Here is a 12,368-nt window from a genome sequence, read left to right as displayed (position 1 = left end):
GTAGCTCAAATGATAGTTTGCGCTTTTCGGGGGAGGGCCCCGTTTCCTGAGATGAGATAAAGATGAGCAAGCAAAACCCGTTATTACAGGTTTCACACGATGCGCTGAACCAGACCCTGTCGGAGGCGGTCAGTAAGGGCGTTGCGCCAGGGATAGTGGCGCTGGCTTCAACGCCGGATGGTCTGATTTATGAAGGCGCCGCAGGTTTAACGGGGCCGGACAGTCACGCTCCGATGACGCCGGACACGATATTCTGGATCCTCTCCATGACTAAAGCAGTGACTGCGGTCGCCTGCATGCAGCTCGTAGAGCAGGGAAAACTTCACGTTGACCAGCTGGCCTCGGATTTCCTTCCTGAACTGTCGGCGCCGCAGGTCCTTGAGGGGTTCTCCGCTGAGGGAGCCCCTCTGCTGCGACCGGCAAAGAGACCCATAACGGTCCGCCATCTGCTGACGCACACCTCGGGCTATACCTATTCTTTGTGGAGTAAAACGCTGGCCCGTTATGAAGAGATAACCGGAACGCCCATCGTCTTTTCAGGAAAGAAGGAGGCGCTGAGCATCCCTCTTGAATTTGACCCTGGAGAACGCTGGCAGTACGGCATGTCAATTGAATGGGTGGGGAAACTGGTGGAGCTAATCAGCGGACAGACGCTTGAAGACTACTTCCGTGAACATATTTTCTCGCCTCTGGGCATGCATGATACCGGCTTTAAAATCAGCGATGAACAGCGCAGCCGGACCGCGACGGCGGCACAGAGAGAAGCCGATGGTACACTGACCGCGGCACCGTATGAATCTCCACAACAGACTGATTTTTCACTGGCCGGAACCGGTCTCTACAGCACGCCGCGAAATTATATGGTATTCCTGCAAATGCTGCTGAACGGCGGCAGCGTCAGTGGTGTTAAAATACTGGAACCGGAGACCATCGCAGCAATGCTGAGCAATCAAATCGGTGACATAAATGTGTCTGAGATGGTGAGCCCGTATCCGGCCCGCTCCAGGAACTTCGATCTCTTCCCGGAAATGCAGCATAAGTGGGGATTCTCTTTCGATATTAATACTCAGCCGGGACCCTACGGGCGCAGCGCAGGCAGCGCAGCATGGGCAGGTGCGATGAACACGCATTTCTGGATTGACCCGATATCTAAAGTCACTGGTGCTCTTTTTACTCAGATCTGGCCATTTTACGATGAACAGGTCATTGCATTATATAATCATTTTGAGCAGACAATTTATCAGGGTCTGCCTGAAAGCTGATTTGACGCTCGTCTAAGGAAATTTCATATGCCAAGATCACCGAAGCGTGAAAAACTGCTGGAAGCGACTAAAGAGCTTCTCTGGGAAGTCGGATTTGAAGCCATGTCTCCGCGTGACATACAGGAGCGGAGCGCGGCCAGGCCCGGCAGCCTTTATCATCATTTCGCTTCGAAGCTTGCTCTGGCCGGCGAAGCTATGAGTGAAATCGCTGAAAGTGATATCGCCCGGATTAACGTTTTTTTCGAACAGGATGGCCCGCCGCTTGAAATCGTACGACGTTATCTTCAGCTTAAGCGCGACAGTATCCGCGGATGCCGCTTTGGGCGACTGGTCAATGAGGCTTCCATCGAGCACGAAGAGCTGCGCGGGCCCGTCAATGCTTTTTTTAACGCGATACGTAAAAACTTTACCGAGAAACTGACCCAGGCGGAAGAGGAAGGGGCGCTGCCGCCTGAGGTTCATCCGGAAACGCTGGCCGTTTCGCTGCTTGCCGTCATGCAGGGGGGGGCCGTTCTGGCGCGCGCTTATCAGGATGAAGAGCTATATGCTAAGGCAATTGAAGGGGCAATGGCTCTTCTGCCAGTGACCGCAACGCAGCCTGATACGGTCAGTCAGGAATTGCACTGATTATGCCTGCCATGCTCCTGTCAGGCAGGAGCATGGCAGGTTCTTGTTCCTGGCCAGAAGAAAATCGTGAAAATAAATGATGCGTTCCTCACGGCTACGGCGCTGGTCCATACAGGTCAGGGCGGCACGCTGGCGGCTGTGTTGAACACAGCTCATGAGCGGAACGATATTTATCTGGAAGTTCGTACAAGCTGCTCTTTAAGCGAATCAGCATCCAGAGGTACGCAATAGACAGGGGTGCCTGCTTCAAACCGCCAGCTGTCTTTGAGCGTACCTGCATCGACCACACTAAAACCGAGACTCCGGATAAATTCCGCCACCTTTTTTTTATCCGTCTCGTTGTCACCGGCCACCGGAAGAGACCTTAACTTATCCGAGCCGTCTAATTTACCGGCCCGATGTACGTCAGTCGCCGCGATGGCATTAAAGGCTTTTACAATATGCGATGTACCAATAATCTTCGCCAGCATTTCACTGGTTGTCATTGCGTGACTGTCGAGTTCGTGAATATGCCCGTCTCTTTCCGGGTAATAATTATTGGCGTCAATGAGCGTTTTGTCTTTCAGTAAATGTGCAGGTAGCTGTGAACAGGCAAAAAGGGGAATCGCGATCATAATCACATCACCAAACTCAATGGCCGCCTGCACCGTGCCGGCCTGGCAACCCAGCGTCCTCCGGAGTGTAAAAATGGTTTCTGGTCCGCGGCTGTTCGAGAACATAATTTCGTGGCCCTTTTTTAATGCTAATTCAGCCACTGCTCTGGCAATCATTCCTGAACCTATCATGCCTATTTTCATTATTTCACCTCTGGTAACGTTGTTGATGATGTACAAACATATCCACAACTTTTATCTTAAACAAGAATGCACAAATAAGTGCATTACTTACTTCGGGGTAACTTCGTATGAATAACAGAAGATTTGAATTATCGGACGAGGGTAATAAGGATTGTGCAACCGCAATGAAGAAAGCTCTTCAGTGTCTCGAAGGTCGCTGGAAAATGATTATTCTGTCTCATCTATTCGCAAGAGAATTCATGCGGTTTTCAGAGCTTCATCGCGCGATCAGTGAAGTTTCGGCAAAAATGCTAACCCAGCAACTTCGTGAGCTTGAGGCAGATGGGATTGTTGATCGCACTTTATACCCGGAAATCCCCCCGCGTGTGGAATATAAACTGACAACTCTGGGAAACCAACTTCGACCCGTTTTTATCGCACTGCTTGACTGGGCGGAACTCAGGAAATAACTGTCAGGTTTGATACGGCTGAAATTCGTCCTGAACATGAAAGCTTTCTTTTCTATAACATATTCCGGTGGCATTCAGGCTGGTTATGATTTTAGAATGTTATCACTTAATCTTATGTTCTATTAATAAATATAATTATCTTTTAAATACACCGGCATATTTAATACCCTGACTTAACATCTCAGAGAATCTAAAAATGACGGGTGAAAAAAATCTTCAGAAATTGCTGCGCACAGCTTCTCCGGTAATAAATAAGGGGGCGTATGTTTTCTGCACGCTGACTGAAGCGGATGCTGAGCTTTTAAACCAGTCTGTAGTCATCGTCCGTGAACGTGAAGGCACTACCCTGGTCTTGCCTCTGGAGGTTGCTGATAAACGAGGCATACCTTATGAGTATGTAGCAGGCTGGATAACGCTGGAGGTGCACTCTTCACTTGCCGCTGTTGGTTTAACTGCAGCTTTTTCAGCCGCGCTGGCCAGTCGTGAGATCAGCTGTAATGTTGTAGCCGGATTCTATCACGACCATATTTTTGTTGCGCAGCACGAAACAGAGGTGGCTGCTGAGACAATACGCCTTCTTGCAAATCAGTAAACGGAGTGAAACGGCCTGCGCCTGATGAGGTTTCGTCAGATAAGATTTCTAACGCCAGTATTCTCACCTGTTATACAGGCCAGTCGGACGTCAAAATCATGAAGAAAGGGATGTTTACTACTTTAGATATACCATCCCTTTCTCGCCACTCTCCAGGACGCCTCAGCGGGATTTTACGGCCTCCAGCCCTTTACAGTTCCTTTCCCCGTCGGTGTATCGAAATAATGCCCCTTATTATCCCTGAATGTTTGCTTAGCTTTGCGGTGAGACCTGTGCAAAGCGGATTAGTGATTAAAAATATTGGAAACTTCAGCTGTTGGCACAAAGCGGCCTGTCTTACCCTCCAGCTTTAGGGGGTAATTTTTTAAGAGCCTGTTCTATTTTCTCTGCGTCCTGTTCCACGATGGCTCTCTCATCGGGTGTGAGCGGCACTTCCTCAAGGTAACGTCTGACGGAAGCTTTGCTTTCCAGTATCAGTCCGCGTGCACTTTGTTTGAGTAGGTTAAAATCGCAACCGATGCAGGCCATCCGGTGCTGACAGCTGCTCCAGAAAGGATTCGTGCAGTAGGAATCGCCTAAATCATAATACGTCGCGGGCCCGGTCAGGCTGGCAGCTTCCGGATCGTGATCAATCAGCACGCTTATCATGTGAGCGACCCGGTCTGCTTTGACGAACGAGGCGGCCAGCTGTGTCGGACGGATGCGCAGATAATGCATAGTGGACTGAGGCGTTGAATGCCCGGTCCACTGCATCAGTTCGTAAAGTGACATGCCCTGTGGGACGCTGGCCAGCGCGGTCACTGCTGAGGCCCGTCCCCGGTGGCTGGTGATTGTTCCTCCGCTATCCTGTAAGGGCACGCCCGCGCGTGCGCACAGCATCGGTATCACCGTCTGGTTGAGGATGGCGCCGCCGGCGGGCTTACCGCGATACTGAAACAGAAGCCGGACTTTCTCACCGGTCCGCTCATCGGCGAGCATAGCCTGTTCTGCCGGGCGAACGTCCAGCCAGAGGTCGACGTATTTTTTCACCACGGCCGCCACCGGTTTCACAAAGGCTTTTGAGGTTTTCCCGGCAGGAATATGCAGGTAGCACAAGGTTCCTGCAGGAATAATACTGCCGTCGTCCTTCACGATATCGTCCGCCTGCGGCGCGATGCACCCTGTGGTCAGGCGGAGCAGCTCGCTCTTCCTCACCCCCGCATGGGTCCAGATAACGGCCACCGCCTGCAGCATGGCAAGCGGGTAATGTATTTCAGTGAGGAGGTCTTCCTGACGCAGATTCAGGCTGGCCCAGATGAGCTTCAGCCAGACCGGATCGTCGATAACACGGGGATTGACGCCGCGACGGAAAAGGGGCGTATCCGGTGTGGAAAGATGGCGGGCAGGGCTGAAGCGCAGGCGTCCCCAGCCCCAGTTTTCGTAATCAATCATAAAACGGCGCAGTGAATAGATAAAATGCGCTCTGGAATGCGGCATCATGGGCTCGCCTGAGCGCCCCGATTTTCGCGTACCCCTTTCCGTGCCCAGCTGAAGTTCATCCACGTTCAACCGGCCTACCGCCGCGATAAAGCTGGCGCAGGTTTCCATGGTCCAGTCTGCCGGTTCACGCACTAGCGGATGCTCCTTTGTCAGCCAGAGGCCGCAGCGCAGAATAAAGCTGTACTGGTTTTCACGGGTGCGCGGTCTGAGCACCGACGTTTCCCGCCAGCGCCGGCACCAGTGCACCCAGGCCGGGTCGATGCCTTGCACCGGTTTTTCGTACCACCTAGTGTAGTTTCGCATCCGCATCGGGGCGCTGATAATGCCCAGCGCGGCGAGTGCGTGTGAAACGCGGCCGACATACCGGGATGTTCCTGCCTCCATGCCGGACTGTACCTGCCACAGCAGTTCCGGCGTAAACGTCTCCAGCCGGGGATCCCGGTTAATGATCATCAGCGTGGCCAGTATGCCTGAGACGTGATTTTTCTGGCTGGCCGGGGCATAACCCAGCGACGTCAGTGTATCCGTCAGCCGGTGCAGCTCCTGATGATAAATAGCCTGACCGAATATGGCAGAGGCATAGAGGGCGGGTTTGCGTACATCGGGGAGGCTGAGCGGTTCATGAAAACCTGCCAGATGCCAGGCAAAGGCGGCCATTAACGGACGGCCGTCTCTGGCTTCCCGGCAGAGCGTCTGCCAGCGTTCCTGCGACCAGCACCAGCATGGCATGCCGGATGCATGCATTTCACGCAGCAACCGGGCTATCACCAGCCCGGTGATTTTGCCGCTGCATCCGCTTGCGGCGGCAATATCCTTCAGCGGCCTGATGAGGTCTGGCGCAGGCTTCACCCGCAGCATACCGGAGCGGCTGTGAGCGCTTTCCAGCGCCGCGCACTCAGCGGGCGTCAGCGACGTCTCGAGCCGGTATGCCGTCATGTCGAGGGGACGCCAGCGGCTCTCAGTCTGTGTGTGCGTGCTCATGTTATTTCTCCGGGCTGAAAATAAGGTTCGCCATTCTGATATCTGCCGTTTCAATCGCTCCGGCCATCCTGGCGGCAAGGTCCCGGCCCGACAGGTGGATATAAATCTGAGTTGTGCTCAGGTCGCGGTGCCCCGCATAGGTGGCAAGCTCGTGCAGCTTCCAGCCCGCGCGAGCCAGATGCGTCAGTCGAAGGTGCCGGAAGGTATGGGTTGAGATGTCCGGCATCCCGGACTCCAGCGCCCATTTCCGGACCGTTTTACTCCAGCTCCAGAATGAAAGCGGCGCGCCATGATTACGATCGGACGCGGAACGGAACAGGGCTCCTCTGACAATTCCGGCCTGCTTCATCTGCATAAGGTGGGCCGCCAGCACGGGCACGACTGCCGCGCTGTAACAGACAATGCGTTCCCGCCGGCTCTTGGTCGTTTCTGCCCGGATGCGGATAAGACGGTGCGCGAAATCAAAGTCTTCGATACTCAGCGAAGTGACTTCAGTCCGCCGCAGCGCGCCATAGTAGGTTAATGCCAGCATCAGGCGGTCACGCAGCGGGGAAGGGGCGGCATGAAAGAGAAAAGACTGCCACTGCGCATCGTCAGGAATACGCGGCAGCTTCACGATGCGGGTAACCAGGCCCCGCCCGGAATGCAGCATGCCGGGCGAACCAGATCGTGGCAGCGGATTGACCGTGCAGAGGTCCAGATACATGAGAAAGTCATACCAGAGGCGGATTGCCGAAAGGCGAAGCTGGAGCGTGGCGCTGGCCGCAGGAAAAGGCATGCCGGGAAGCTGCGGGCTGATGTACGCGGCCAGGTCTTCAAACCGGGCCTTTTCAGGTTCGATCCTGTGCTGGCTACAGAACTCAAAATAATGGAGGAGGGCGTTGCGGTAGGCCGTGATCGTAGCCTTAGCCCGGCCCAGATCGTACAGCAGTTTCAGCCAGCGCTCTGCCAGCAACAGGACGTGTTCATTCGGTGGGATCAGCATTGCATTCACCTCTGTCAGCAGTGTTGCTGCTCAAAGTTTACTCAGCTAATGTTGCATTCCACTTAACTTACTAAAGCGCGTAATTACTACTGAAAACATGTACACGTTCCGCGAAATCCTGCGTTTTGATCTGAAACCATGGTGCGCCCATTTTGATGCCGAGCTTCTTCGCACCGGCGCTACGCGCGATCACACAGCCGTCGTTGTTTGAAAGAACCACAACTGGCTTGCCGCGCAGGTCCGGGCGGAACAGCGCTTCACAGCTGGCGTAAAATGAGTTGACGTCGGCCAGGCCAAACATGGACATGATTACCTCCGCCGAGCCCGCGTGCTGCTGAAAAACCAGGTAACTACACCCAACAGTTGCAGCTCTTCCGGATAAATTGCGGAGTAAGCCGGATTCATTGGCAATAACGCGAGACATGGTTGTAATTGGAGGCGTTTCACAGTGAACTCTCCATTAACCTCTGCGATGACGATATCACCGTGTGAGGCTTCCTCAGCCCGATCAACAACCATTACATCACCGTCAAATAAGCCTAACTCCTGCATGCTGCTACCACTTGCACGAACGAAGAACGTCGATGCTCGCCGACGTATGCAGAGTTCATTTAGATCAAGCTCAGACTCGACGTAATCTTGGGCAGGGGAGGGGAATCCCGCGGCGCACTGGTCAGCAAATAGAGGCACTCTAATATGAGGGCTGGATTCTGGCGGCCACAAAATGGTCAGGGCCGTAGAGTTAACGCTGTTCATTTGTGAAAAGCCCCAAAATGAAAATTTTTTGTAGTTGGAAGGTCATACATCCCCCTTTGATAAACACTGTTTTTATGTACAGTATTATATGCAGGGATTAGACTGGCAAGTGTCATGGGAGATTAAAAGCTTTCACCAATGCCAGCCCTATGAAACAGATGAATATTTAGTCAGTGGGCTGGGCGGTGCTTGAAGAATTTTGTGGCTGAGGAGCTAGAGGTTGGCACACAGATACAAAGTAATAAGATTGTTGTAACTAAAATGCGTAGATTGCATCAATTACTGATTTTGTTGATCGCAAATCTTGCAGCTATCTTCTTCACTTTTATGGCCTCCTCTTCAGGTATCCAAACGCTTACGAAATGAAGTTTTTTACCCTCTGCATTTTGAAGTTCAGTGTAGAGATCCCACACTCGTTTCACAGCATTGCCTACATTTTGCTTTGACCTCGCTAAGTGGGTAGCTACGTCCGATTGTTTCTCATCTTTGACTAAGACCAGGTAACCTATCTGAGTTGTTATGTCTGCAAAGGTTTCCATAGCAGGAAGAATACGATCCCATTCTTCTTGAGAAATTTTTCGTTTGTGCGCCATTTTCAAACCCTACTTATGTTTTACGACTTAGGGTATGACCCTTGATCGACCAAAGTCAACGGTAGTAAACGATAGATGGCGAACTGAGATTCTCTCGATCTAAATCTGAAACCGTGAAGCGGTACAAAACTTGTTTTTGTGCCGCTGAGGGGTTGACCGGCTGAGCGGAGCGAAGGCGGTTGCAGTGTCAAAGCAAAGTCTAAGTTATACACTTATCCACAGTGTTAATTTTAAGAGCTTTTTAAGGTTTTTTAGTAATTTTAAAGGCTTTTTAGCTCTTGTAGATTATTGATATTATTAGCTAATTTCACCCTCCTTATGGGTTTTAGCCCTATATCAAGTGGGAATTAGCACTACTTAATATGGGAACTAACCCTACTAACTATGGGAATCCACCCTAAACCGTATGGGAATCCCCCCTACATCTGGGTAGCAAGATTTAATGTGTTGACTTGTGTGTATTCTCCGGTATTGTGGGGTATAAATATTTACCCACACAAGGCTAAGTATATGGCTAACCAGTTGAAAAAAAAGATTAATGTCAAGCAGTCAAATGAATTGACAGAAGCTGCCTATCATCTCTCGTTGAAGTCAAAACGTGTACTTTGGTTATGCCTTATGCAAACATATTTTACAGAAGACAATGATGATGCAAGCCCAGTATTTAACGTGGCAGTATCTGATTACGAAGACATTTTCAATATAAGTCGTAATCAGGCTAGCCGCGACGTTAAGGAGGGTGTGATTGAGCTATCGCGTGCATCTATTCTGTTTTACCCAAAGAATGGTCGTAATGATATCAGAGCCTTGCCTTGGTTGATTGAAGCCGGTGGCCGCTCAAGTAAGGGGCAATGGGAAATTGAATTTAATCCCCGTGTAATGCCTTATCTTTACGTTTTAGGGAACCAGTTCACTACTTACTCTCTTCGAGATTGCGGAAGCCTCAAAAATCCCCGCACTGTGAGGTTGTACGAAAGCTTATGCCAGTTCCGTAGCACCGGCATCTGGAAGACGAGTCATGAGTGGTTGGCAGATCGCTTCGTACTTCCAGATTCTCAGCGCAACAATAGCGCAGAATTAAAAAGATCATTCCTTGAGCCAGCCCTGCGACAAATCAACGATAAAACCCCGTTAAATGTTACCTATAAGTCTGATAATAATGGAAAAATGATTTTCAATATTTATCAAAAAAATGGTGTTTAAATCGTAGCTCACGTTAATCAGTCACCATCAGAAGGTAGTCTCCCACGCTCTGGCATATAGCGACTATTTATCGCTGCAAAAGTAGGGGTGATTCCCACTCAGCTCCATTCTTCGCGTGCACAGTCCCGCCGGCACATAAGTAGGGCAGATTCCCACGTCACGGCGTGCTGTTGACTTGCGGGCCGTCCTCTGCTGCAAAAGTAGGGGTGATTCCCACTCAGCTCCATTCTTCGCGCGGCCAGTCCCGCCGGCTCATATGTAGGGCAGATTCCCACGTCACGGCGTGCTGCTGACTTCCGGGCGGTCTTCTGCTGCAAAAGTAGGGGTGATTCCCGCTCATCGCCATTCTTCGCGCGGCCAGTCCCGCCGGCTCATATGTAGGGCAGATTCCCACGTCACGGCGTGCTGCTGACTTGCGGGCCGTATTCTGCAGCAAAAGTAGGGGTGATTCCCGCTCATCGCCATCCTTCGCGCGGCCAGTCCCGCCGGCAAATAAGTAGGGCGGATTCCCACATTACGGTGGGCTGCTGACTTGCGGGCCGTCCTTTGCCGCAAAAGTAGGGGTGATTCCCACGTTCGGACGGTCAGCTGTCTCGCGAGCCTCTCCCTGCTCATAAAGTAGGGGTAATTCCCATAATCATATCCTTCATTCGTCGAACGCCCGGCAGGCCGTTTAATATGTAGGGCTGATTCCCACGTTCGGACGGTCAGCTGTCTCGCGAGCCTCACGCTGCTCACAAAGTAGGGGTAATTCCCACAAACTGTCATTTGTCGCAAGGCCGGGCGTATCGTCTCGAAAGTAGGATTGATTTCCACTCTCTGTCATACATTACTGGGCATGGCACGTAGGCTCACAAGTAGGGCTGATTCCCACATTCTGGCAAGCAGTGGATTTGCAGACCGCAAAGGTAGGGGGAATTCTCACTCTCAGCTATACATTACTGGGTATGGCACGTAGGCTCAGTAGTGAAGATTCCCACTTAACGGCATGAAGCAGTTTAGTGAGCTAATCTACCCCCAGTAATTGATCAATAAAATCATCACTTATTAAGTAAGTAGTTACTATATGCTAAAAGTTTTTATAGAAATATTATTGTTAACACTCATCACTATAAATAAAACCCAATATTGCTAAGGTGTAAAGATGCATATTTGAACCGGTTTTTAATTTTATTTGTGTCAGTGATGTAATATTTGCTCAGAGTGTGCCACTCCGAGCATATTGATGTTTGTTACTTGAGTTTTCATAACGTTTCATCTTGATCCTTTTTATATTCCTTAAGGCTATTGGTGAACTGTGCATGTTTTTTGTAATTCCATAGTGCTGGATATGAAGCCTTTGTTATTGTCATTGCTATTAGTAGTGTGAATGACATCGTGATTTGGATGCTAGCCCATATAAAATCTCTACCTGCAATTGACATGAAACCAGCAGTAAGAAGTGTTATATACCCAATAAAAAAAGCAGTTATATAAATGACACCTTCTATTGTCTTTCTTTTATAAAGTTCTTTGTTAAGCTCAAATTTAATGTTGATACAACCATCATGAGGGGAGTGTTCTTTTTCGCGTATACATTGAATTATCTTTTTTAGTTTTCTCTTGTTTGTTTCTTCAATGCTTGGATTGCAGCTAAGAATTTTCATTAATCTTCTTGCTGAATTAAACTCAGCTACACCGGTTACTTCCCGGAGTATCAATTTCTTTAACTCATTATCAATTACTCTAATCTCGTGACTTTCCATTTTGAGTTCTGAGGAAAGGGACTTCATATCTTTGTAGACTGATATTCTCTCATTGTTAAATGTCTTCAGTCTTGCATTTAAGCTAAGAACTATAGCTATTGATGGAATGATGAATCCCAGTATTTTTAGCCAATCCATTTTTTCAGTTACTCCACTTTATGTTTTATCGATTATTCATCGTTGACATTTCTACAGTTTGATTGATATCTTTTCAACTGTTACAAGTCGTCAAATGACGGCCACCAAAGGTCCGATAGCTTGAGAGGACCGCCTTCGGGCAGCTGCTAAAAACACTCCTGTAGCCTGAAAGGGAGAACACATCAGTGTGGTACATCTGCTCGCTCCTGGAAGCAGATATCGTCAACAATGCGCACCTACGACGCGACGATGGGGGTCTCTTAAACATACCAACGCAGGGCTTTTTTTTACGCCTCTTGCTCTCAGATAAAGCGTCCACAACGATGCTTTACTTCACTTCCGTTATGAATTTTTCAGGGATACGCCCTGAGCTGCATACGACTTTTGCAATGACGCATAAGCCCATTTGGAACATTTGGGCGCTTGCGGAAGATGCATTAGGAGCATGAAGCTGCGCGGCGTCACTTTGGTTCGAGTGAAACGAGAACAAAGTGACGCGCGCAGCGCATAACGACCAAACCCACGCACAGTGCGGTTTTCAGCAGGCCGGTACAATCTGACGTGCACGTATTACGTGTTTTCAGGTGCTCAACTGGCTATTTATCAACCATGACGCGACGTTAACGAACAACCCGTTAAGGGCGTTTTATTAGAAGGAGAATGATCGACTCGGTATCGATGGCGACATCAGGAAACTGGTGTACGGAGGCAGACTGACTAACGTCAGCACGGCGCAAGCCGCAAACAGGTCAGAGACCTGG

11 protein-coding genes and 1 pseudogene are annotated in these 12,368 nt (G+C 50.1%); 5 read left to right on the top strand and 7 right to left on the bottom strand.

Annotated features, from left to right (window positions below; all coding sequences use genetic code 11):
- Nucleotides 1-62: 62 nt before the first annotated feature.
- Nucleotides 63-1,262, top strand: coding sequence for a serine hydrolase domain-containing protein (locus WFP70_RS22655; protein WP_337024527.1), 1,200 nt, complete (start codon nt 63-65; stop codon nt 1,260-1,262).
- A gap of 27 nt (nt 1,263-1,289) precedes the next feature.
- Nucleotides 1,290-1,889 (top strand): TetR/AcrR family transcriptional regulator, encoded by a 600-nt coding sequence (locus WFP70_RS22650; RefSeq protein WP_337024528.1) that lies wholly within the window; start codon nt 1,290-1,292, stop codon nt 1,887-1,889.
- Between the two features lie 170 nt (nt 1,890-2,059).
- Here WFP70_RS22650 and WFP70_RS22645 read toward each other — a convergent pair whose 3' ends face one another.
- The gene (locus WFP70_RS22645; RefSeq protein WP_337024529.1) at nt 2,060-2,686 is read right to left on the bottom strand and encodes an NADPH-dependent F420 reductase; all 627 of its coding nucleotides are present in this window, start codon (nt 2,684-2,686) and stop codon (nt 2,060-2,062) included.
- 164 nt (nt 2,687-2,850) lie between these two features.
- On the opposite strand from WFP70_RS22645, the gene WFP70_RS22640 reads away from it, so the two are divergent.
- Together WFP70_RS22640 and WFP70_RS22635 are read left to right on the top strand one after the other, a co-directional pair.
- Complete coding sequence (locus tag WFP70_RS22640; protein ID WP_337024530.1) at nt 2,851-3,135, top strand: winged helix-turn-helix transcriptional regulator; 285 nt, start codon at nt 2,851-2,853, stop codon at nt 3,133-3,135.
- Between the two features lie 196 nt (nt 3,136-3,331).
- Nucleotides 3,332-3,727, top strand: a complete 396-nt coding sequence (locus tag WFP70_RS22635; RefSeq protein ID WP_337024531.1) for an ACT domain-containing protein — start codon at nt 3,332-3,334, stop codon at nt 3,725-3,727.
- Nucleotides 3,728-4,063: 336 nt separating this feature from the next.
- Here the strand turns inward: WFP70_RS22635 and WFP70_RS22630 are convergent, their stop codons facing one another.
- From WFP70_RS22630 to WFP70_RS22610, 5 genes and pseudogenes are all read right to left on the bottom strand, one after another.
- The gene (locus WFP70_RS22630) at nt 4,064-6,187 is read right to left on the bottom strand and encodes a tyrosine-type recombinase/integrase (RefSeq protein WP_337024532.1); all 2,124 of its coding nucleotides are present in this window, start codon (nt 6,185-6,187) and stop codon (nt 4,064-4,066) included.
- A gap of 1 nt (nt 6,188) precedes the next feature.
- Entirely contained in the window at nt 6,189-7,172 is a 984-nt protein-coding gene (locus WFP70_RS22625; RefSeq protein ID WP_337024533.1) for a tyrosine-type recombinase/integrase, read from the bottom strand.
- Between the two features lie 73 nt (nt 7,173-7,245).
- A pseudogene (locus WFP70_RS22620) lies at nt 7,246-7,473 on the bottom strand (Y-family DNA polymerase); the annotation flags it as partial.
- An 8-nt stretch (nt 7,474-7,481) separates the two neighbouring features.
- The gene (gene umuD, locus WFP70_RS22615) at nt 7,482-7,928 is read right to left on the bottom strand and encodes a translesion error-prone DNA polymerase V autoproteolytic subunit (RefSeq protein WP_337024534.1); all 447 of its coding nucleotides are present in this window, start codon (nt 7,926-7,928) and stop codon (nt 7,482-7,484) included.
- 275 nt (nt 7,929-8,203) lie between these two features.
- Nucleotides 8,204-8,521: a TrfB-related DNA-binding protein gene (locus WFP70_RS22610; RefSeq protein ID WP_337024535.1), complete on the bottom strand. Its 318-nt coding sequence runs from the start codon at nt 8,519-8,521 to the stop codon at nt 8,204-8,206.
- Between the two features lie 510 nt (nt 8,522-9,031).
- Here WFP70_RS22610 and WFP70_RS22605 point away from each other — a divergent pair.
- A complete protein-coding gene (locus WFP70_RS22605; protein WP_337024536.1) occupies nt 9,032-9,724 on the top strand; it encodes a replication initiation protein in 693 nt (230 codons plus the stop codon).
- Between the two features lie 1,244 nt (nt 9,725-10,968).
- On the opposite strand, the gene WFP70_RS22600 is transcribed toward WFP70_RS22605, so the two are convergent.
- Entirely contained in the window at nt 10,969-11,607 is a 639-nt protein-coding gene (locus WFP70_RS22600; RefSeq protein WP_337024537.1) for a hypothetical protein, read from the bottom strand.
- Between the last annotated feature and the right edge of the window lie 761 nt (nt 11,608-12,368).

The sequence above is a fragment of the Pantoea sp. USMM079 genome (assembly GCF_037153115.1).
GTDB lineage: Bacteria > Pseudomonadota > Gammaproteobacteria > Enterobacterales > Enterobacteriaceae > Pantoea > Pantoea communis.
The sequence above is the reverse complement of the archived record's forward strand: the minus strand, read 5'-3'. Positions and strand labels throughout refer to the sequence as shown.